The sequence below is a fragment of the Halomonas sp. AOP5-B2-8 genome (assembly GCF_052376475.1).
Classification (GTDB): domain Bacteria; phylum Pseudomonadota; class Gammaproteobacteria; order Pseudomonadales; family Halomonadaceae; genus Vreelandella; species Vreelandella casei.
In genome coordinates this window covers 197,985-218,139 of record NZ_JBQSVS010000007.1, presented here as the reverse complement: position 1 = coordinate 218,139, position 20,155 = coordinate 197,985, and the positions used below count along the sequence as shown (strand labels likewise).

The 20,155-nt window shown below is 54.8% G+C and carries 19 protein-coding genes and 1 pseudogene; 5 read left to right on the top strand and 15 right to left on the bottom strand.

Annotated features, from left to right (window positions below):
* Positions 1-27: 27 nt before the first annotated feature.
* From ACT3RP_RS17030 to uvrA, 4 genes and pseudogenes are all read right to left on the bottom strand, one after another.
* Positions 28-294: pseudogene (locus tag ACT3RP_RS17030) on the bottom strand (SDR family NAD(P)-dependent oxidoreductase); the annotation flags it as partial.
* Between the two features lie 155 nt (positions 295-449).
* Positions 450-1,028 (bottom strand): hypothetical protein, encoded by a 579-nt coding sequence (locus tag ACT3RP_RS17025; protein ID WP_483394206.1) that lies wholly within the window; start codon positions 1,026-1,028, stop codon positions 450-452.
* On the bottom strand, positions 1,028-1,771 hold the full coding sequence (locus ACT3RP_RS17020; protein WP_096276611.1) for a Crp/Fnr family transcriptional regulator: 744 nt from the start codon (positions 1,769-1,771) through the stop codon (positions 1,028-1,030). Before ACT3RP_RS17020 ends, ACT3RP_RS17025 begins: the two co-directional genes overlap by 1 nt.
* Positions 1,772-1,933: 162 nt before the next feature.
* Entirely contained in the window at positions 1,934-4,780 is a 2,847-nt protein-coding gene (gene uvrA / locus ACT3RP_RS17015) for an excinuclease ABC subunit UvrA (RefSeq protein ID WP_096276609.1), read from the bottom strand.
* Between the two features lie 204 nt (positions 4,781-4,984).
* Between uvrA and ACT3RP_RS17010 the strand changes: the two genes are divergently transcribed.
* From ACT3RP_RS17010 to ACT3RP_RS16995, 4 genes are all read left to right on the top strand, one after another.
* Positions 4,985-6,364 (top strand): MFS transporter, encoded by a 1,380-nt coding sequence (locus tag ACT3RP_RS17010; RefSeq protein WP_483394205.1) that lies wholly within the window; start codon positions 4,985-4,987, stop codon positions 6,362-6,364.
* Positions 6,365-6,442: 78 nt separating this feature from the next.
* Positions 6,443-7,093 (top strand): single-stranded DNA-binding protein, encoded by a 651-nt coding sequence (gene ssb / locus ACT3RP_RS17005; protein ID WP_483394204.1) that lies wholly within the window; start codon positions 6,443-6,445, stop codon positions 7,091-7,093.
* 52 nt (positions 7,094-7,145) lie between these two features.
* Positions 7,146-8,036: a sugar nucleotide-binding protein gene (locus ACT3RP_RS17000; protein WP_483394203.1), complete on the top strand. Its 891-nt coding sequence runs from the start codon at positions 7,146-7,148 to the stop codon at positions 8,034-8,036.
* Positions 8,033-8,767, top strand: a complete 735-nt coding sequence (locus tag ACT3RP_RS16995; protein ID WP_096276601.1) for a lysophospholipid acyltransferase family protein — start codon at positions 8,033-8,035, stop codon at positions 8,765-8,767. Before ACT3RP_RS17000 ends, ACT3RP_RS16995 begins: the two co-directional genes overlap by 4 nt.
* 171 nt (positions 8,768-8,938) lie before the next feature.
* On the opposite strand, the gene fabB is transcribed toward ACT3RP_RS16995, so the two are convergent.
* From fabB to ACT3RP_RS16940, 11 genes are all read right to left on the bottom strand, one after another.
* On the bottom strand, positions 8,939-10,162 hold the full coding sequence (gene fabB / locus ACT3RP_RS16990; protein ID WP_441685826.1) for a beta-ketoacyl-ACP synthase I: 1,224 nt from the start codon (positions 10,160-10,162) through the stop codon (positions 8,939-8,941).
* A 13-nt stretch (positions 10,163-10,175) separates the two neighbouring features.
* Positions 10,176-10,691, bottom strand: coding sequence for a 3-hydroxyacyl-[acyl-carrier-protein] dehydratase FabA (gene fabA, locus ACT3RP_RS16985; protein ID WP_096276597.1), 516 nt, complete (start codon positions 10,689-10,691; stop codon positions 10,176-10,178).
* Between the two features lie 294 nt (positions 10,692-10,985).
* On the bottom strand, positions 10,986-11,495 hold the full coding sequence (locus tag ACT3RP_RS16980; RefSeq protein WP_444672405.1) for a DUF2878 domain-containing protein: 510 nt from the start codon (positions 11,493-11,495) through the stop codon (positions 10,986-10,988).
* Positions 11,496-12,764: a class I SAM-dependent methyltransferase gene (locus ACT3RP_RS16975; RefSeq protein WP_483394202.1), complete on the bottom strand. Its 1,269-nt coding sequence runs from the start codon at positions 12,762-12,764 to the stop codon at positions 11,496-11,498.
* Positions 12,761-13,516 (bottom strand): DUF1365 domain-containing protein, encoded by a 756-nt coding sequence (locus tag ACT3RP_RS16970; RefSeq protein WP_483394201.1) that lies wholly within the window; start codon positions 13,514-13,516, stop codon positions 12,761-12,763. Before ACT3RP_RS16970 ends, ACT3RP_RS16975 begins: the two co-directional genes overlap by 4 nt.
* A gap of 17 nt (positions 13,517-13,533) precedes the next feature.
* Complete coding sequence (locus ACT3RP_RS16965) at positions 13,534-14,901, bottom strand: NAD(P)/FAD-dependent oxidoreductase (RefSeq protein ID WP_444625730.1); 1,368 nt, start codon at positions 14,899-14,901, stop codon at positions 13,534-13,536.
* The gene (locus tag ACT3RP_RS16960) at positions 14,898-15,683 is read right to left on the bottom strand and encodes an SDR family NAD(P)-dependent oxidoreductase (protein WP_483394200.1); all 786 of its coding nucleotides are present in this window, start codon (positions 15,681-15,683) and stop codon (positions 14,898-14,900) included. Before ACT3RP_RS16960 ends, ACT3RP_RS16965 begins: the two co-directional genes overlap by 4 nt.
* Positions 15,684-15,719: 36 nt before the next feature.
* Positions 15,720-16,151 carry a nuclear transport factor 2 family protein gene (locus tag ACT3RP_RS16955; RefSeq protein WP_483394199.1) on the bottom strand — a complete coding sequence of 144 codons (432 nt, stop codon included), beginning with the start codon at positions 16,149-16,151 and terminating at the stop codon, positions 15,720-15,722.
* A gap of 37 nt (positions 16,152-16,188) precedes the next feature.
* Complete coding sequence (gene phrB / locus ACT3RP_RS16950) at positions 16,189-17,601, bottom strand: deoxyribodipyrimidine photo-lyase (RefSeq protein ID WP_483394198.1); 1,413 nt, start codon at positions 17,599-17,601, stop codon at positions 16,189-16,191.
* 78 nt (positions 17,602-17,679) lie between these two features.
* Positions 17,680-18,600, bottom strand: coding sequence for a MerR family transcriptional regulator (locus ACT3RP_RS16945; protein ID WP_176483346.1), 921 nt, complete (start codon positions 18,598-18,600; stop codon positions 17,680-17,682).
* A gap of 246 nt (positions 18,601-18,846) precedes the next feature.
* On the bottom strand, positions 18,847-19,020 hold the full coding sequence (locus ACT3RP_RS16940) for a hypothetical protein (RefSeq protein WP_176483345.1): 174 nt from the start codon (positions 19,018-19,020) through the stop codon (positions 18,847-18,849).
* Positions 19,021-19,245: 225 nt separating this feature from the next.
* Here ACT3RP_RS16940 and ACT3RP_RS16935 point away from each other — a divergent pair, with 225 nt between their 5' ends.
* A complete protein-coding gene (locus ACT3RP_RS16935) occupies positions 19,246-20,148 on the top strand; it encodes a TIGR01777 family oxidoreductase (protein WP_441685836.1) in 903 nt (300 codons plus the stop codon).
* The last annotated feature ends 7 nt before the right edge of the window (positions 20,149-20,155 follow it).

The window sequence follows — 20,155 nt, the reverse complement described above, 5'->3', positions numbered from 1 at the left end:
ACATGCCCCGGGGGATTTTTTTTTGCATTACCATTCAATAGGCTTACCATTCCAATCCCAAAAACTTCCGCTGTCATCGGGAGTCCTCTGTGAAATCACCGCGAGCAGCTGTTCGGCTACAAATGCGGGACTAAAAAGCTTTTCGCTAGGCACTCTTGCCTGAAAGGGTTTAGAGAGGGCGGTATCGGTGGTGCCTGGATGCAGGCAAAGTACGACCGTCTGTTTGTTAAGCCGCTTAAGTTCTATGGCGGCGGTTTTGAACAGCATATTGTGTGCGGCTTTGCTGGCACGGTAGCAGCGCCGTATAGTGATGAGGCAGCAAGCTAAACATGAGAGGCCTTTGAATGTCCGCTAGATCAAGGCTTCCATTGAAACGTCATGTGCAGAGCTTGTCGAGAGAATGGCGTGATCAGTCAGGGGCGTTAATTGAGTACAACGCTCTGCCGCGATTATTTAGAATCACCCGCACCTTCACACTGGCCAAGCATATGATTAATGGCGGTGTCGGCTCCTTTCAAGCTAAAGGTCATGTACCAAGGCTCTCGGTCTTCTTGATCAAAGCCAAGAAACAGCTGCTCACCCTGACGCATATCGGCCATTAACGTCGTGAAGTCGCTTAAGTAAAAATGTGCGTAAAATCCATCGTCGCCGCGTTCGGTAATAAACTCGGCCATGGTATCTATCACCGGCTGCTCATCGATGCGTAGCCGAGAGGGTACTAAGTTCACCGTGCGGCTCTCATCCTGCTGCTGATCAAGCGTGACGCGCATTTCTAGCCACGGTAGATCGCATATGCCAGCCGTCGCGTTTAGGCTCAGCGTCGCGTCCGAGTAGCTAGAGGCTTCAACCGCACGATAGTGCTGTTCACCATCCAGCGAGAGTGTCATTGACTGCCAATCTTCATGGCTTTGCATGTCATCGGTATTAAACGTCACCGCGTTTGCCAAGGGCGTAGCGGCCATCCATGTGATGGCCGTCATAGTAGCAAGCGTTATCGAGCAAGAGCGCAGAGGGTGAATCGCAGACATTATACAGCGTCCCCTAATAGGGGACGGACGTTGTCGTTGAGATAGCAGTTGTCAAACTCACCTTCGTCGCTGAGTGCTTGTAAGTCCGGAATCGTTAAATGATGGCGATCGCGAAAGACCAGCCCATCATCACTGAGCGCGGTGAAGGTGCGGCTAACGTGTACCGGGCTGAGGCCAAGCACATCGGCCAACTGCTCTTGTGAAAGCGGTAGGCGAAACTGGTTGCTAATATCCGGGTTAGTTTGGCGCAGCCGCAGAAACATCTCGTAAAGAAAATGGGCCATTTTCTGACGAGCGCTGCGTCTAGCGAGGGTGATCAACCGTTCGGTTAGCAGTGCCTGCTGGCGGCTACTAATGGCAAACATAACGGATGTGAGTGGCAGCGACTGACGAAATATTTCCAGCATGCGCTTATGCGGGAAATGGCAAATAACGCCATCCTCAATCATGCGCACACTCTCAAGCCGTTGCGAGAATGCAAACTCGCTTAGCCCAATAATATCGCCAGGCAAAAATACTTCAAGAATTTGTCGATCGCCGTTTTCAAGGTGACGATAAGAATAGGCCCAGCCGCTTTTCAACGTGCAGAACTCATTGGCGGTATCGCCCACCTCCCAAAGTAGCGTGCCTGACTTAATCTCAGTAGGGCTTTCCTCGAGGTTGATGAGCAGCTGTTTCTCCTCATCGGTTAGCGAGCAATAGTGGCTAAAATGACTGATAATACAGCTTTTTTCATGGCCCATAACGTGTCCCTTTAAGAGAGAGCAAGTATTTCTCTCTCCTGTTTTTGCTCAATACTACAAAAATATGGCTACCAAAAATGCATGGCCACTATACCCCTCTTGTCGCCAGGAGGGGCTCCCTTGTTACCCTGTGCAACTAAATTTAGCCGCCTTCTCTGGCGGTCAGCGTTTAGTCGCGCGATTACCGCGTGCCAGCAATGGTGCTAAGAAGTGGCCAGTATGCGAGACCTCAAGCTTGGCGATCTGTTCAGGCGTGCCTTCTGCAATAATCTGACCGCCACCTGAGCCACCCTCGGGACCTAGATCAACAATCCAGTCAGCAGTTTTGATCACGTCCAAATTATGCTCAATGACCACGATGGTGTTGCCATGGTCGCGCAGGCGGTGGAGCACCGTGAGCAGTTGGCGAATATCTTCAAAATGCAGGCCGGTGGTGGGCTCATCCAAGATATACAGGGTTTTACCCGTATCACGTTTGGCTAATTCACGAGCGAGTTTAACCCGCTGTGCTTCACCACCCGATAGGGTCGTCGCGCTTTGCCCCAGGCGAATGTAGGAGAGCCCTACATCTAGCAACGTCTGTAGGCGACGAGCAATGGCGGGCACCGGGCTAAAGAACGCCAAAGCATCTTCCACTGTCATGGCCAGCACTTCGTGAATCGTTTTGCCTTTGTAGTGGATATCAAGCGTTTCACGGTTATAACGCTTGCCTTTACACACGTCGCAGGGCACGTAAATATCCGGCAAGAAGTGCATTTCCACCTTGATCATGCCTTCGCCCTGGCACGCCTCACAGCGCCCGCCCTTGACATTAAAGCTGAAGCGCCCTGGCTTATAGCCTCGCGAGCGCGCTTCCTGGGTGCCCGCGAACAGCTCGCGAATCGGTGTGAAAATGCCGGTATAGGTCGCTGGGTTGGAGCGCGGCGTTCGCCCAATCGGGCTTTGGTCAATATCGATAACCTTATCCAGCTGATCGAGCCCCTCAATTTTTTGATAAGGCGCCGGGGTTAGCGTCGTTGCACGGTTCAGTTCTCTTGCCGCAATCGGCATTAAGGTGCCGTTGATCAACGTCGATTTGCCTGACCCAGAGACGCCGGTAATCGCGATAAACAGCCCTAATGGCAGTGTCAACGTAACGTCTTGCAAGTTGTTGCCAGTGGCGCCACGCACAATCAGCTGTTTTTCCGGGTTGCCGGGAATGCGCCAAGGCGGTACGGCGATTTCACGCGTGCCAGAAAGATATTGACCGGTCAGCGAGTTAGGGTTGTCCATCACATCTTGCGGCGTGCCCTGGGCGACAATCTCACCGCCGTGGACGCCAGCCCCTGGGCCAATGTCCAGCACGTGGTCAGCGGCACGGATGGCGTCTTCGTCGTGCTCGACAACAATCACGGTATTGCCCAAATCGCGCAGTCGCTCAAGGGTTTTCAACAGCCGGTCATTGTCGCGCTGGTGCAAGCCAATTGAAGGCTCATCAAGAATATACATAACGCCGACGAGGCCAGCGCCAATCTGGCTGGCTAAGCGAATACGCTGCGCTTCACCGCCGGAAAGCGTGTCAGCGCTGCGCTCCAAGTTGAGATAGTCCAGCCCTACATTGACCAAAAACTCTAGCCGAGCGTGGATCTCATGAACGATTTTATCGGCAATCTCACCCTTGCGCCCCGGTAAGCTGAGGTCGGCAAAGTAGCGCCATGCTTCGCCAATCGGGAAACGCACAATCTCGGCAATGTTGTGATCATCCACGTACACATGGCGCGACTCTTGGCGTAGTCGCGAGCCACTACAGGTAGCGCAGGGCTGCACCGCGATATACTTAGACAGATCATCGCGCACCATGTTGGACTCGGTTTCCCGATAGCGGCGCTGCATATTGGGCAGAACGCCCTCGAAAGCATGCTCGCGGGTGACTTTGCGACCACGATCACCCACGTAGACAAACGGCACCTGCTCATCACCGCTGCCGTTTAAGATAATTTCCTGCTCGTGGCGAGCGAGCTCCTTCCACGGGGTTTCAAGCTCAAAGCGATAGTGCTGAGCCAACGCCTGGAGCTGAGTGAAGTAGTAAATATTGCGTCGATCCCAGCCTTTGATAACGCCCTCCGCCAAGGAAAGCTCAGGATGGCTGATCAGCTTGTCAGGATCGAAATACTGCTGCACGCCCAGGCCATCACAGGTGGGGCAGGCGCCGGCTGGATTGTTGAACGAGAACATGCGCGGCTCAAGCTCTGCCAGCGAGTAGCCGCACACCGGACAGGCAAAGCGCGAGGAGAAGGCAAGATCACCGCGCTCACCGTCCATGAAGTGAATCATGGCGGTCCCATCGGCTAGATTTAGCGCTGTTTCGAAAGATTCCGCCAGCCGTTGAGCAAGGTCATCGCGCACTTTAAAGCGATCAACCACCACGCTGATATCATGCTTTTTGCGCTTATCGAGCGGTGCAATGTCATCGAGTTCAAGCACCTGGCCGTCGACGAGTGCGCGAACAAACCCCTGGGCCCGCAGCTCAGCTAATAATTGAAGGTGCTCACCTTTGCGACCTTTAACGACCGGCGCCAGCAGCATAAGCTTGGTGCCTTCGGCGAGATTCATGACCTGATCGACCATCTGCGAGATAGTTTGCGCTTCTAAGTCTTCACCGTGTTCTGGGCAGCGCGGCGTTCCCGCGCGGGCAAACAGCAGGCGCAGATAGTCATAAATTTCGGTAATCGTGCCCACGGTTGAGCGTGGGTTGTGGGAAGTGGACTTCTGTTCAATAGAGATCGCAGGCGAAAGCCCTTCAATGTGATCCACATCGGGCTTTTCCATGATCGACAGGAACTGACGCGCATAGGTGGAAAGCGATTCCACGTAGCGGCGTTGGCCCTCGGCATATAACGTATCGAACGCCAACGACGATTTGCCCGACCCAGAGAGGCCGGTAATCACAATGAGCTTGTTACGGGGCAGTTCCACATCGATCTGCTTGAGGTTGTGGGTGCGGGCACCCCTGACCAGAATGCTGTCCATCAACACCTCGAATCGCGCGGTAAAAACGTGATTATACGTTTGTCGTGCCCCTCCCGGCAAAACCGCATTATTAACCTGCGGCAACGTGCGACGTTTCCAGCGTGAGCGCAAACCGCTAGAATGGAGGATTATCTCAAAACGTTATGCTTATTCACCGCATGTTTATCCATCACGTAGCTATTTTTCATTGTACACAGGGGCATTATGCGCAAGGTTTCCGCGTTATTGCTGGGCTCTGAACGCCGTGCAATTAGCGGTTTGGCCGGGCTTTATGCGTCTCGTATGCTGGGTTTGTTCATGGTGCTGCCGGTGTTGGCGCTATACGCCGACACGCTGGAAGGATCGACACCTCTGCTAGTGGGCGTGGCGCTGGGTATTTATGGTCTAACTCAGGCGACGCTGCAAATTCCGTTTGGCTTACTTTCAGACCGTATCGGTCGCAAACGGGTGATTGCACTGGGGCTGGTGATTTTTGCGCTTGGCAGCATGGTGGCGGCCCTTTCCGACACCATGGTGGGCATCATCGCCGGGCGGGCCCTCCAGGGCGGGGGCGCCGTTGCAGCGGCTATTATGGCGCTTCTTGCCGATCAAACCCGTGAAGAGGTTCGTACGGCCGCTATGGCGATCATTGGGTTATCGATTGGCGTATCGTTTGCGATTGCCATGGTGTTAGGCCCTTGGCTGGCGGCCTGGGCAGGATTAGCCGGCGTTTTCTGGTTTACTGCGCTACTGACGCTGGTGGGGTTGCTAGTGCTGTGGCGTTGGGTGCCTGCCGCGCCACGCCGTCGCCGCCATCGTGATGTCAGCATGGATCGTCAGCAGTTCAAAAGCGTGATTATGCGCCCCGATTTATGGCGGCTTGACGTGTCGATTTTTTCACTGCATTTGGTACTGATGGCGATCTTTGTGGCGGTTCCTTTCCGTCTATTGGGTGCCGGTGTTCCGATTGAGTATCATGGGCTGTCTTATCTAGGCATTATGGCACTCTCGTTTGTAGCTATGGTGCCGCTCATTGTTGTGGCGGAAAAAAAGCAGCAAATGCGGCTGATGTGTTTGCTGGCAATCGGCGCTATTGTCATTAGCTTGGCAGGGCTCGGGTTGCCATTCTTCGCAGGAGATTGGCTGTTTGTATGGCTGTTTGTGTTCTTTACCGGCTTCAATTTGCTGGAAGCCACATTACCTTCCATGCTCAGTAAGTTGGCGCCAGCCGGAGCGAAAGGCACGGCGATGGGGGTTTACTCTACCAGCCAGTTTTTAGGTGCTTTTTTAGGCGGTACTCTGGGGGGACTTTTGGCCCATTTCGGAGGGCTCAATGCAGTCTTTATTGGCTGTGCAGGGCTGGCCCTTTGCTGGTGGGTGGCAATGTGGTGGATGCCGTCGCCACCGCCGCTATCCAGTGAAATAGTTGCGTTAGATGACACGCATGCGGATACGCTGGACCTACTCATGGAGCATTTAGCCGACGTGGTCGGTGTTGAAGACGTTATGCTGGTGCCGGAAGAACGCTTGGTCTATTTGAAAGTGAATCGCCAGCAGCTGGATCGAGCGACATTGACTAGGCTAATGTCGCCACCCCAATCATAACCAAGCAGGGCCGCGACATTGGCCTTGGCTGGCAATTAACCCTACGTGACACTTATTAAAAGATAAAAGGAGCACCTTATGGCTCGCGGTATTAACAAGGTCATTTTGATTGGTAACCTCGGGCAAGACCCTGAGATGCGCTTCACGCCAAGCGGTACAGCCGTGGCAAATTTGAACGTGGCGACCAGCGATACATGGATGGATCGCCAGAGCGGTCAGCGCCAAGAGCGCACCGAATGGCACCGTGTCGTTATGTTCAATAAGACGGCCGAAATCGCCCAGCAGTACCTGAAAAAAGGCTCTAAAGTCTACATCGAAGGGCGCCTGCAAACGCGTAAATGGCAGGATCAGAACGGCCAGGATCGCTACTCAACTGAAATCGTTGCTAACGATATGCAGATGCTGGATGGCCGTACGGGTGATTTCCAGGGCGGCGGCGCGCCGCAAAATAGCTATCCTCAAAATAACGCTGCTCAGAACGGCCCTGCCCAGAATGCACCGGCTCAGAATAGCCCGGTTCAAAATCATGCCGCACCGAGCAGCCCGGCCCAGCATAATCAGGGGGGCGGTTATTCTCAGCAGAATAGCCCTCAGTCGACGCCTCGCCCCGCGCAGCCAGCACCGTCGCATCAGGGCAATCAAGCACCTCAGCCTCACCAGCAAAACAACAGCTATGGCGCTCCAGATCCGGGCAACTTCGATGACTTCGACGACGAGATTCCGTTCTGAGAGCGCTATTAACCGCGCACCTTAGAATGAGGCGTGACGAGGAGAGGCTGTCTTGAAGCTGCTGATACTGGATGCCGGACATTGCCTGAGCCTGGCATTGGCCCGGGAAGTAAGTCGTCGCACCGACACAGAGCTGGTCATTGAGCAAGGTATGTCTATCACGGCGTCACGTCTTGAGACAATCGCGCCTGACGCTGTGATTATTCCGCCGCTGGCACGTCCGCTGGAGATGGCGCCAGCGGAGGTCACGGCTCATGCTGATGCGGTTGATGCCTGTTTGGATGCCTGCATATCGCAAGACGTAGCGCTGATATGGTGTGTCTCTGATCAGCTCTATGAAGATGGTTTGGACGTTCCTATCGACGAACATGTCGTGCCTGCCCCGCGAGACGAAAGCCTGCGTCGGCTGGTGCAGGCCGGGGATCGTATCCGCGCCGAGCTGCAGCGTCATTTGATTGTGCGCCTAGGCCCGCTGTTTGCTTTAGAGGGCAGCCATGCGTGGCTCAATGACATCATCGATAGTTTGGTCGCTCAAGAAGCGGTACGCGCGGCGGAAGACGTGATTTTTTGCCCGACATCTGCAGATGCTGTCGCGATGGCGCTAATCGGCATGCTTCAGCAACAGATCGGTGGTGCGAATGCTTGGGGGGCGTATCATCTTGCCGGCACCGAGCCCGTCAGCGCTTTTACGTTCACCTCGATGATACGCACTCAGCTGTTAACGCACCTTGAAGGGCGTGGCGAGCAGATTGTGCTGGGTGAGGTGCAACCGCTGAAGCACCATCACGATGCTAAGCTACGGCGCGTTTTAAACTGTCGGCGAGTGCTCGATGTCTTCGGTGTTCATCAAAAACCTTGGCGTTTAGAGGCGGGGCGTATGCTCGATGCATGGTGTTTGACCCGTGAGAATGACCGTGCTGACGATACAGGAGCATCGGCTTGATAAATGTGGTTCGCAGCCTGATCTTTTATGCTGGCTATTTTCTAGCTATGCTGATGATTGGCGTACTCTTTTTACCGATCGCTCCCTTTTTGCCGCTGTCGGGCCGCTATCGATTACTGAATTTGTATAACTACTTCTTAATGGTGTGGTTTCGAATCGCGTGCGGGGTGAGCTACGATATTCAAGGGCGAGAAAATCTGCCTAGCGGCCCCTGTGTGATTCAAGCCAATCATCAGTGCGAATGGGAAACCGTGTTTCTACAGGTGATGAAACCACCGGTATGCACCGTGCTGAAACGCGAATTACTGCGTCTGCCTATTTTTGGCTGGGGGCTACGACTGTTGCGCCCAATTAGCTTGGATCGCTCTAAACCAGCGCGAGCGATGAAGCAGGTGTTGACTCAAGGCGTTGAGCGGCTGGGCACCGGGCTATCGGTACTTATTTTTCCGGAAGGCACGCGGGTTGACCCCGGTCAGCGTAAACGTTACAACAAAAGTGGCAGCGTAGTGGCATGCCGTGCTGGCGTGCCGGTGTTGCCCGTTGCCCATAACGCAGGGGAGCGTTGGCCTGGGCGTCATTGGGTTAAGCGTCCTGGCGTGCTGCGTGTGCGCATTGGCAAGCCCATTGAAACAGCGGGGCGTATGCCCGATGAAGTGCTCGCCGAAGTAGAAGTATGGATCGAGGCACAGCTGCAAGAAATTTCTGAGGTGCCACGACCTACCTCTCGATAACGACATAGCTTTTAACAACATTGTTTTTAACAACATTGTTTTTAACAACATTGTTTTTAACAACATTGTTTTTAACGACATAGCTTTGAACCAATAATGGCGCCCATAGGGCGCCATTATTGTATCAACCGTCGATATTACCCTGCGGTACTTATCAAGCCGGTCGTCGCCCTAGCGTCCATCGTTATAGCGTTGGAAGACCAAGCACGCATTGGTGCCGCCAAAGCCAAAGCTATTAGATAACGCACGCTCGATGGTCACGCCATCTCGGCGTTCGGTGACAATATCAAAGCCATCAGCCTGCTCATCCAACTCTGTGATATTCGCCGAAGCCGCTACAAAGCTGTGCTGCATCATCAGCAGTGAATAGATCGCTTCCTGCACGCCAGTAGCGCCTAACGAGTGGCCGGTGAGCGATTTAGTTGAGCTCATCGCAGGCGTTGTGTTGCCAAAGACCATGCGTATGGCTTTTAACTCCGCAACATCACCTACCGGCGTCGACGTGCCGTGGGTATTGATGTAATCAATAGTGCCGTCAACCGTGGCCATCGCTTGATGCATGCAGCGCATGGCACCTTCGCCGGAAGGGGCGACCATATCATGGCCGTCGGAGGTCGCGCCGTAACCCACCAGCTCGCCATAGATCTTGGCGCCGCGCGCTTTAGCATGCTCCAACTCTTCCAGTACCAGCATGCCGCCGCCGCCTGCAATGACAAAGCCATCGCGCGCTTTATCGTAGGGGCGCGATGCCTTATCAGGCGTGTCGTTGTAGTGGGTCGAGAGAGCACCCATGGCATCAAAGAGGCAGGAAAGTGTCCAGTGCTCTTCTTCACCGCCGCCGGCAAACACCACGTCCTGCTTGTTTAGCTGAATTTGCTCCATTGCACTGCCAATACAGTGTGCAGACGTCGCACAGGCAGAAGAGATAGAGAAATTCACGCCTTTGATTTTGAACGGCGTCGCTAAGCACGCAGAAACGGTGCTACCCATTGTACGCGTGACTCGATAAGGCCCAACGCGGCGCAGGCCTTTTTCGCGCAGCACATCGGCTGCCTCGACTTGGTTGGCGCTTGAGGCACCACCAGAGCCGGCAATAAGGCCAGTACGCTCATTGGATACCTGTTCGTCACTGAGACCCGCATCTTCGATAGCTTGCGCCATAGAAACATACGCGTAGGCCGCGGCGTCACCCATAAATCGACGCAGCTTACGGTCGATCAGCGCGTCAAGGTCAATATCGACGCTGCCCGCTACATGGCTACGGAAGCCACGCTCAGCATACTCTTCCTTAAAACGAATACCGCTACGCCCATTTTTGAGCGCGTCCAGGACCTGTCGTTGGTCATTGCCAAGGCAAGATACAATGCCAAGGCCGGTGACTACCACTCGTCGCATGGGAGCCTCCTGTTCAGAAATTCGCAGTGGAGGTGAATAGGCCAACGCGCAGATCATTAGCCTGATAGATGTCGCGTCCGTCGACGGTTACCGTTCCGTCGGCGATACCCAAAATGAGGCGGCGGGTAATAATACGCTTAATATTAATACTATAGGTCACTTTTTTAGCCTCAGGCAGGATCTGTCCGCTGAACTTGACCTCACCACAGCCCAGCGCGCGTCCGCGACCTGGATGGCCTAGCCAGCCCAAATAGAAACCGACCAGTTGCCACATGGCATCAAGGCCTAAACAGCCAGGCATGACAGGATCACCAGGGAAGTGGCAGTCAAAAAACCACAAATCAGAGGCGATATCCAGCTCAGCGATCAGTTCGCCCTTGCCATGCTCACCGCCTTCTTCGTGAATGTGCTTGATGCGATCAAGCATCAGCATGTTAGGAGCTGGAAGCTGTGCATTTCCAGGGCCAAAGAGCTCGCCACGCGAGCAGGCCAGCAGTTCTTCGCGATTAAAGGAATGTTGCTTGGTCACTGAATCGTTCCGAGTATCAAGATGGTTGTTGGCCGCATGCGGCACCTAGAGCCGAGGCATAGCACCGGAGCATAACACGTGAGTCTAGCGTCAACGCTCGGCCCGCAAGGCAAAGCCTAGTCTACTTCCCGAAACCGCTGAATGCACGCCATCCTCTACCTGCCCTGTATTTTTACCACTTCCTTGCTGCGTCTGAAAGCGTGTAATAAGAGATGGCAATTCCATTAAATAGGAGGAGTTTGCGATTTCGTACTTTAAATAGAGCATTATGGCTTGCTAAAGGCGAGGTAATCATTAGAGGCTACTTTGCCGAATAGTAATATACCGGCTAATGCCGTAACAAAGCGTTGCCCATACAAGCGCATGAACGGGAAGAAGCCAGGGAGCTAGGCTCACTCCCGCGAGCAGTGCGCCGCCGTAATAAGACAGCGGGGCGCTGACGGCGCCACACAGTGCGGCCAGCCACGGGAAGCGCCACAGCCAGGCAAGCGAGTGATAAGCCAGCGTGGCAAACAGTGGCCATAGCATCCACAGCCAAAGCGGTATTAGGCCAAACACTAGTGCTTGGTTATGAAAATCAAAGCCGCCTAGTAGGCGTAAGCTGCCATCAATGACCAGCCCGAGCAGCGTAAACACGGCGATAAATTGCCATTCCCCTGGCCGCCTGAAGCGCCACAGGTGCCATGTTAATAATCCGCCTCCTGCAACCGCTGCAACCCATGGGCCACCTAACACGCAGAGCAGCCAGCCCGCCTCAAAGCGCAGGGCGTTAAACAGCAGTGCTTGCCATCGGCGTGCTGCCATTTACAGTGCGCCCGTTAACGGCGTTGGTTTGGCGGCTGGTTTCGCCAGCAGGAGGTGGCAGGTGCCGATAGAGCGTTCAATAAAGCCGCCCTCGCAATAGCACAGATAATAGCGCCACATGCGGATAAAACGCTCGTCATAGCCCAGCTTGCGCACTTGCTCAAGGTTGGCTTCAAAACGATGGCGCCATTCGCGCAGCGTGCGCGCATAATGTGGGCCGATTTCGTCTAATGCCAGCACGTTAAACGACGTTTTGCGCATAACGCTGCTTAGCATGGCATGGTGCGAAGGTAGAAACCCACCGGGAAAAATGTAGCGTTTGATAAAATCCATGTCGCGCTTTGCATCTTCAAAGCGCTGATCACGAATGGTGATGGCTTGCAGCATGGCTTGGCCATCATCGGTCAGGAGGCTATCCAACTTATTTAGATAGGTGTCGAGATACTGATGACCTACCGCCTCTATCATCTCTACCGAAATGAGCCGGTCATAGCGGCCGGTTAATTCACGATAATCCTGCTTTAGCAGAGTGATTCTGTCGGCCAAGCCCTCTTCCTGAATACGGCGCTGGGTGTGAGCATGCTGCTCATCCGAAATAGTGGTTGTCGTGACACGGCAGCCGCGAGTTTTTGCTGCGTGAATGGCCAGTCCCCCCCAGCCTGTGCCGATCTCTAACAGATGATGCTCTGGCTGTACGTCGAGCTTTTCAAGCATCAGATCAAGCTTATAGGTGGAGGCCTCTTCCAGGCTAGCTTCTGGATGAGGGAACACCGCGCTGGAATACATCCAGTGATGGCGATCTAAAAAAGTCGAAAATAGATCGTTACCTATATCGTAGTGCGCGGCGATGTTGCGTTTAGAGCCGCTTAAGCTGTTGCGCTGAAAGCGATAGGCAGCACCCAGCAGCCAGCGAGCAAAGCGCGCGCTGCCGTTTTCCATTTTGCCATTCACCTGCTCAAGGTTGGCAGCGAACAGGCGTACCAGGGCGACGAGGTCGTCTGCATCCCAATCGCCGTCCATATAAGATTCAGCCGCGCCGACGGTGCCCCCGAAAGCCAGCCGTTTCCAGGCCCTGGAGTGGCGAATGACCACGGTGACCTGCAGTGACCCTTCCTGGCCCAGGTGATGACACTGGTCGCCTTCAATCAGCGTAATGCGACCGCCGCGAAAAGTATTCAACTGGGCCATGAGCCGTGGTTTTAACCAGCGAGTAAAGCGATCCTGGCTAACCGGTTGAACGTCCGGTGGCGTGGAATTCAGCGTGGTCATTTTGAGCCCTCCTTGCGCTTAGGATGGTTATGAATGGGGACACCCTTTAACCATACGCGCAGCGCTTCAAAATGGATGCCTGCGACCGTTTTTAAGCTCATCCATGGCTGGCGGAGCAGTGTTTTAATGAGCACCGGGCGGGTAGCCGGGGCGGCCTTGAGCAACAGCGTGGCGTCAAAATGGCGCTGCTCGTTTTGCCAGTTCTCCATATGTAAAAAGAGCATGTCTTCCGGGGTGTTAAATTTCCAACGGTAGGTCATGTCCATCGGATTGAAGGGCGATACGTGCAGGTCTTTATCAAAATGCGCATGATGGCTGTGCCTTAGAGGGTCCACGGCGCTAGCGTACCGAGTCCGTTCACGCCAAGGGGTGTTAGTCACTTCGCTTAACACCGCTGCCAGTCGCCCCTGCTGATCAAAGGCGTAATAGACTGAAATAGGATTAAACATGCAGCCTAACGTGCGCAGTTGGGTCAATACGCAGATTCGACCACTTGGCGCGCTACCCAGCTGGCGAATGAGTTCTTCGCGTACAGCCGTTTTAAGCGGGCGGTCTACCGGGCCGAGATAGTCTTCGCGGCGAAAGCGGGCTAGTGCCGGCCGCCGGGCGCTAAACCCCGGCACCTTGTCGAACAGTTCTGGCAGCTCATCAAGATCCAGCCACGCCATCCACACCTGGTAGCTAAAGGTATGAGACTTCGGCATAAAGCGGCGGTGGCGAAGGGTGCCGCGATAAATGCGCGAGCGGGGCATGGTAGTTGTCCCCGCCATCATCCCAGCCCCTCAGCACCTTGCGGCGTCACCAGTTCATGGGCAGGCAGTGCGGATGGCTCGTCGGGTGTTGGGGCCGACTCATCACACCCCAGCGCTTGGGCGACGCGCAGAGCACTCCATACGCCGTCTTCGTGGAAGCCGTTGCGCCAATAGGCGCCGCAAAAGTGAGTCCGCTGAGCCGTGGACGATATCTCGGCGTGGCGAGCCTGGGCGGCTTGGCCCTCCAGCGTGAACTGTGGATGCGCGTAGCGGTAGTGCCCCAGCACTTTGCTGGGGTCAATGCTGGCGCTGTCGTTCAAGGTGACACAAAACGTGGTGTCACTTTCTATGCGCTGAAGAATATTCATGTCATAGGTGACAGAAACCCGCTCATCGCTATCGCGCTTATCTAAGCGGTAATTCCAGCTCGCCCAGGCGCGCTTACGGCGCGGTAGAAGGGCGGTATCGGTATGCAGCACAACGTCGTTAGTTTGATACGGCATGGCGCCGAGCACGTCGCGCTCGACGTTACTCGCGTCGCCCAGCATCGCCAGTGCCTGGTCGGCATGGCAGGCCAGCACTACCTGATCAAAGTGCTGAGAACCGGATGCGGTGGTAATCGTGACACCAGCGCTTTCGCGGGTAATACGTGTCACCGGCGTATTGAGATGAATGCGCGACGCATAGGGCGCCGTTAAGCTGGGGATATAGCTTTTTGAACCCCCGATCAAGGTGTACCACTGAGGACGATGACTGACCGACAGCAGGCCGTGATTGCGAAAAAAGCGTACAAAAAAGGCCAGCGGAAAGGCGCGCAAATCGCTAATGCTGGCTGACCAAATCGCGGCCCCCATGGGCAGCAAATAGTGGCGTTGAAAATCGCGGCTGTAATGATGTTGGTCTAGATACTCGCCCAGCGTCATGTGATCGGGAAGCTGCTGACTTTCTAGCGCTTTGGTCGCCTGTTTATTAAAGCGCATGATATCGCCCAGCAGGCGATAGAAAGACGGATTGAACAGATTACGCCGCTGGGCAAATAGCGACGTTAAGGTATGCCCGTTGTACTCAAAATCGCGCTTCGTTTCGTGAACCGAAAAGCTCATTTCTGTCGCCTGAGCGGCAACGCCCAGCGTCGCCAGCAAACGCTGAAAGTGCGGATAGGTCCAGTCGTTAAACACAATAAAGCCGGTGTCAATAGCGTATGAGCGACCCTCAACGTCCACGTCCATGGTGGCGGTATGACCGCCCAGGCGCGAGTCGGCCTCAAACAGCGTCACTTCATGCTGAGCGGACAGATACCAGCCAGCGGCCATACCGCTAATGCCGCTACCGACAATCGCAATACGCTGCGATGCCACTGGCCCGTGGGCTGCCGTCGAACTCATGACGATTCCTTCTGAGCGCGGGTCATGCGCAGGCCAATTTGGCGGCGTACGGCGGGGGGCAAAATGCCCAGGAACTTGACGAGATACGTAAAGCGGCGCGGAAAGTGGATATCCAGGCGACCTTTCACTAGCCCTGCAATAATGGCGTCGGCCGCTTGTTCTGCGGTCACCTGCATTGGCATGGGGAAGTCATTACGTTCGGTCAGCGGTGTCTTCACAAAACCAGGGTGGATAACGCTGACATCGATGCCTTCCTGGTCAAGATCTAAGCGCAGCGATTCCAGAAAGTAGCTGACGGCGGCTTTCGATGCCCCGTAGGCTTCCGCACGGGGAAGCGGGAGATAGGCGGAGGCGCTAGACGTTGCCGCCAGTCGCGCGGGCAGGCCTTCTTGGCGTGCCGCTCGCAGTAGCGGCAGCGCGGCCTCAACGCCGTACAGCGTACCCAATAGATTCGGTTTAAATACCCGCTCGACTAAATCCATATCGAACTGCTGAGCATTAAGGTATTCGCAGGTGCCTGCGTTAAACAGCGCCAAGTCCAGCGCGCCTAAGCGCTCGCGGATGGTCTCACCAGCGTCAAGCACCGCCTGACGATCGCTAATGTCCAGCGCCAGATAAGAAGCATGAGGATGGCCCTCGCACAGAGCCTCCAACGCCTCAACGTTGCGTGCGCTAAGCACCACGTGATGGCCTTGGGCAATGAGCTTGCGTGACAGCGCCTCACCAATGCCGGACGTCGCGCCGGTTAACCAAATGCGTTGGGGCGTTTTCCATGTGCTCATCAAACCTCCTAATGCGCCCCAATGCTATATATCAGCTTAGTTAAGGCGTTTTTTTAACCAGCGAATGATGCTGCCCATCAGCGGTAAATGCTCATAAAGCATGGCGCCAGCATCAAAGTAATCGCGATGTTTAGAAACGCGGCCATCTTCAGCAAACGTTAAGGCGCTGCATCCGTCTATTTCTATCGTACGTCCGCCAGCTAACTTTGGATGCACAAACGCCATGGTCCAAGTCACGAATCCTTGGTCACCCTGACATTGTTGAACGTGATAGGTGAATTGGCAGCGCTCAACGTTTTCATACATGCTGGAAAAATAGCGCCCTAAGGCGTCGCGACCTTCAATGTGGTGCAGTGGATCGTTGAAAACAATATTTTCAGTATATACCTCGTATAATTTTTCTGTACAGGTTCTGTCTAGTTTGTTGAAGAAGCTACAAAATGCTGCCAGCGCCGTAGGATCAGCCATAGAAATCTCCCTAACTGTACCGTGAATATAGTAGTGGCTATTTACTGAGCGCTTTAAAGGCATCTAAGGCACGCAGGCGAGCCGCCTTGTGATCGACAATGGGGGCAGGGTAGTCCACATCGGTGAGCAGGTCTTGGCGAGGCGCATGGCGCACCTTCGCCGGCAGTTCAGCCAGCTCGGGCAGCCAATGGGCAATAAACTCACCCTCTGCATCAAAGCGGGTCGACTGGGTCGTAGGATTGAAAATACGAAAATAAGGTGCGGCGTCCGTGCCCGTTGACGCTGCCCACTGCCAGCCGCCGTTGTTAGCGCAGAACTCCCCATCCACCAGATGGCGCATAAAGAAGGCTTCGCCGCGCCGCCAATCAATCAATAGATGCTTACTCAAAAACATCGCCGTGACCATACGCAGGCGATTATGCATCCAGCCTGTGTTTACCAGCTGACGCATGGCCGCATCGACGAGAGGATAGCCGGTGCGCCCTTCGCACCAGGCCTGAAAGCCTTCATCATCATCACGCCATGCCAGCTGTTTTGTGTGTTCCTGAAAGGGGTGATAGCGGCAGACCTGGGGAAAGCCAACTGCGACGTGTTGATAGAATTCGCGCCAGATCAGCTCATTGACCCAGGTGGCTAAACCCAGGTCGCCATCGCCTAAATGACCGCTATTTTCGGCCATTACCGCTTGTAAACACTGGCGGTGGGAGATCATGCCTAGCGCTAGGTAAGGGGAAAGTTCGCTGGTGCCGCGCACCTTAGGCAAGTCACGTTGGGCCTTATAATGGCGCCCGCGAAAGCGCAAAAACCGCGCTAAGTTATCGGCCGCAGCGCTTTCACCGGCCGGCCAAAGGCGCTCATCAATAGGCGTCTCGTTAAGTTTGGGCAGTGACGGCAGCGGGTCGCTATTAATCGCCAGTTTGGCCTGTACGCTGGGCGTATCGCGCAGCGCGAGCTGATCGGTGGTGATGTGCTTGTGCCATGCGTTGGAGAACGGTGTAAATACGCCATAGTAGCTGCCTTTGCCTGTTAGCAGGCTGCCGGGTGCGAAAGCCACGCTATCGTGATAGCCATGGGCCGCAATGCCGGCCTGCTTAAAGGCGTCCTGCACGACTTGGTCTCGGCGCCGTTCGTTGAGTGCGTATTCATGATTAAAATGCAGCTGTTCTACGTCGTGTTCGCGTGCGATTTCAAGTAATACCGCTGGCGCCTGGTCATAGCGCTCAATGTCGCGATGCAGCAGCGGGATATTCAAGCCGTTGAGCGCTGTTTTCAGCGCTGCTACGCCGCGCCCCCAAAAATCTAGCTTATTGGCACCGTGGCCGTGCTCTTGCCACTGGGGAATACTGCGCAAAAACACCGCTATTACAGGGCCTTTGGCCGCAGCGGCGGCGAGTGCGCTGTTGTCATCAATGCGCAGGTCGCTGCGCAGCCAAATCAACTGTCGTTTCATAGAATCTCCGGCGCGGCATAAACAAAAAAAATGGCCGCTCACCGCGAGGGCGAACGGCCAAGATAAAAATGAGCGGTTTTACAGTACGCCTGACTCGCGTAGCAGAGGGCGCAAGCGAGCAATCGCTTGAGGAAGATCATCGCCCAGCAGATGTAGCGGCCCATCGCGCAAGTCGTCCGCACGCAGGCGAGCGACCTCGCCACACACTCCAATAGGTACGTTGAGCGCCTTAGCCGCATTGGGTAGCTCGTGCTTGATATAGCGATCGCTTTCACGCTGGCCGCTGGAAAGCAGCACCATCGATGAGTGCAGCCGCGCCACGGCCTGTGGTAGCGCCTCTAATGGCAATGAGTGATCTAGCATTTGCACTCGGTAGCCCTGCTCGCTGGCCATTAACGCGGACATCAGCACCCACAGAGGCCCCGGATCATCGGGCATCGCATTGAGTAAAATCAGCGGCCCGCGAGTGGTTTGATTAGCATAGTGCAAGCGAATGCCGACTTGGCTGCGTAAAAAGGCTTCCAAGGTGCGGCGCACTAGCGGATCTGGGCTAATCGCCCATTTAGCTTCTAGCGTTAAAATAACCGGTTGCCACAGCTCGTCGATCGCAATACTTAGCGGGTAAAGCGCCAGGCTTTGATGATAAAACGCCTCTAATTTCGGCAAATCTAGCGCTTCTATAATGCCTTGCAGCTGCTGGCGCTGGCTGGTCCAGTCACCGGCATCTGTCGCAGGGGCTTCAATTGTTTCTGGCTGGTCAAGCAAGTCCACGACTTGACTGACCGGCACACCACGATTTAACCACTGCAGAATGCGTTCGATGCGGGTAATGTCGTTCTGGGCATAGAGGCGGTGGCCTTTCGGCGTGCGCTGGGGGCGAATAAGCCCGTAGCGTCTTTCCCAAGCGCGGAGGGTGACGGAGTTCACGCCGGTTAAACGAGACACTTCCCGTATGGGGTAAAGCGGTGTATCGGGTGGGTGGGTCGCCTTGAAACTCATGGGCGCCAGTACCTCTTCTTAGTTAACTGCCGTTGAGTCGTAAACGTTGGCATCGTCGTTAGCTGCAGCATAGGGCTACAGGTGCATCGCATTGTTCGCCGCGGCGAAGATGATTCATATTCCATGTAACGTTGTCCGATTAAAAAGCTGAACATGAACACGGTACTGTATGCCCATTTGTACAACTTGTCGCTACTCGGTACAACCTTTATAAGAATCCTTCTTACTAGTAAATATTTGTAACTATTAAACCGACCGGCCTATTAGCGCTTCTCCTAAGCGATGCCCTGATAACCAGGCATCTTCAACACGGCCATCGCTAAAACTGTCACCGCATAACGCCAACCCATCTCGACTGTATAAGTATTCACTGTCGCAGGGCGTCGCCAGCTCGGCGTAGCGCCAGCGATGGGCGCCCATGTCAATGACCGATGGCAGCAGGGAAGGGGTCGGCAGAATGCTTGCGATGTCATCATAGTTCCTCTAGGCCTTCGTCTTTCGCAAACATAGTTTTCACGATAGTTAGGCGTGTATTAGTCAAATTGTAGCAGGTTGGTATAAATGTCGTACAATGTAAGGGTCACTTTACGATGCCGCATGACGCGGTGATGAGTTTGCTCAGGCGGCATCAACAGGAGTAATAGCATGCGCGTATTAATAACCGGCGGCAGTGGCTTTGTCGGCCAGCGACTATGCCAGCAGCTGATTGAGCAAGGCCATGAGGTGCAGGTGGTTTCCCGACACCCGCACAAGGTACGTCAACGACTGCCTAGCGGCTGTGACATACGCGATAGCGCTCAGGCATTTATTCAATCGCCGCCGGACGCCATGATTAATCTAGCCGGCGAACCAATTGCTGCCAAGCGCTGGAGCGACGAGCAAAAAGCCAAGCTGATTAACTCGCGAAAGGCGGCGACACAACAGCTAGTAGCGCTGTGTGAGCAGTTGCAGGCTAACGGCCAGCCGCTGCCGAAGGTTATGGTGTCGGGCTCGGCAATGGGCTATTACGGCGATCAGGGCAACCGTGAGGTAAGCGAAGACACGGTGCCCAACGAGGAGTTTGCCCATCGGCTATGCCAGCAATGGGAGGCTGCGGCCCAGCCGATTGAGGCGCTGGGTGTGCGCTTAGCGATTGTGCGGATTGGATTAGTGCTGGAGACAGGTGGAGGCAGCCTGCAAAAGATGCTGCCGCCATTTAAGCTGGGTTTAGGGGGCCGTTTTGGCAGTGGCGAGCAGTTTATGCCATGGATTCACCGCGATGATTTAGTCGCAGCGCTGCTATTTCTGGTTCACCAGAACAACCTAAGCGGTGCTTTTAATGCCAGCGCGCCGCATCCTGTCACCAATGCTGTCTTTACCAAAACCTTGGCCAAGCAGCTCAACCGCCCGGCCATTTTCCCGGTACCCGCCTTTGTACTCAAAGCGGGATTTGGTGAAATGTCACGGCTGCTGCTGACCGGTGCCGACATGCGCCCGGAACGCCTTGAGGCCGCTGGGTTTACTTTCCAGTATCCCACCTTGGACAAGGCGCTTGGGGCCATTCTTTGAGCAACAA

Bases quoted from the DNA above. Each gene is read 5' to 3' on its own strand.
- ACT3RP_RS17025 (WP_483394206.1), bottom strand. From the start codon at position 1,028: ATGTCTGCGATTCACCCTCTGCGCTCTTGCTCGATAACGCTTGCTACT.
- ACT3RP_RS17020 (WP_096276611.1), bottom strand. From the start codon at position 1,771: ATGGGCCATGAAAAAAGCTGTATTATCAGTCATTTTAGCCACTATTGC.
- uvrA (WP_096276609.1), bottom strand. From the start codon at position 4,780: ATGGACAGCATTCTGGTCAGGGGTGCCCGCACCCACAACCTCAAGCAG.
- ACT3RP_RS17010 (WP_483394205.1), top strand. From the start codon at position 4,985: ATGCGCAAGGTTTCCGCGTTATTGCTGGGCTCTGAACGCCGTGCAATT.
- ssb (WP_483394204.1), top strand. From the start codon at position 6,443: ATGGCTCGCGGTATTAACAAGGTCATTTTGATTGGTAACCTCGGGCAA.
- fabB (WP_441685826.1), bottom strand. From the start codon at position 10,162: ATGCGACGAGTGGTAGTCACCGGCCTTGGCATTGTATCTTGCCTTGGC.
- ACT3RP_RS16980 (WP_444672405.1), bottom strand. From the start codon at position 11,495: ATGGCAGCACGCCGATGGCAAGCACTGCTGTTTAACGCCCTGCGCTTT.
- ACT3RP_RS16975 (WP_483394202.1), bottom strand. From the start codon at position 12,764: ATGACCACGCTGAATTCCACGCCACCGGACGTTCAACCGGTTAGCCAG.
- ACT3RP_RS16970 (WP_483394201.1), bottom strand. From the start codon at position 13,516: ATGCCCCGCTCGCGCATTTATCGCGGCACCCTTCGCCACCGCCGCTTT.
- ACT3RP_RS16965 (WP_444625730.1), bottom strand. From the start codon at position 14,901: ATGAGTTCGACGGCAGCCCACGGGCCAGTGGCATCGCAGCGTATTGCG.
- ACT3RP_RS16960 (WP_483394200.1), bottom strand. From the start codon at position 15,683: ATGAGCACATGGAAAACGCCCCAACGCATTTGGTTAACCGGCGCGACG.
- ACT3RP_RS16955 (WP_483394199.1), bottom strand. From the start codon at position 16,151: ATGGCTGATCCTACGGCGCTGGCAGCATTTTGTAGCTTCTTCAACAAA.
- phrB (WP_483394198.1), bottom strand. From the start codon at position 17,601: ATGAAACGACAGTTGATTTGGCTGCGCAGCGACCTGCGCATTGATGAC.
- ACT3RP_RS16945 (WP_176483346.1), bottom strand. From the start codon at position 18,600: ATGAGTTTCAAGGCGACCCACCCACCCGATACACCGCTTTACCCCATA.
- ACT3RP_RS16940 (WP_176483345.1), bottom strand. From the start codon at position 19,020: ATGGGCGCCCATCGCTGGCGCTACGCCGAGCTGGCGACGCCCTGCGAC.
- ACT3RP_RS16935 (WP_441685836.1), top strand. From the start codon at position 19,246: ATGCGCGTATTAATAACCGGCGGCAGTGGCTTTGTCGGCCAGCGACTA.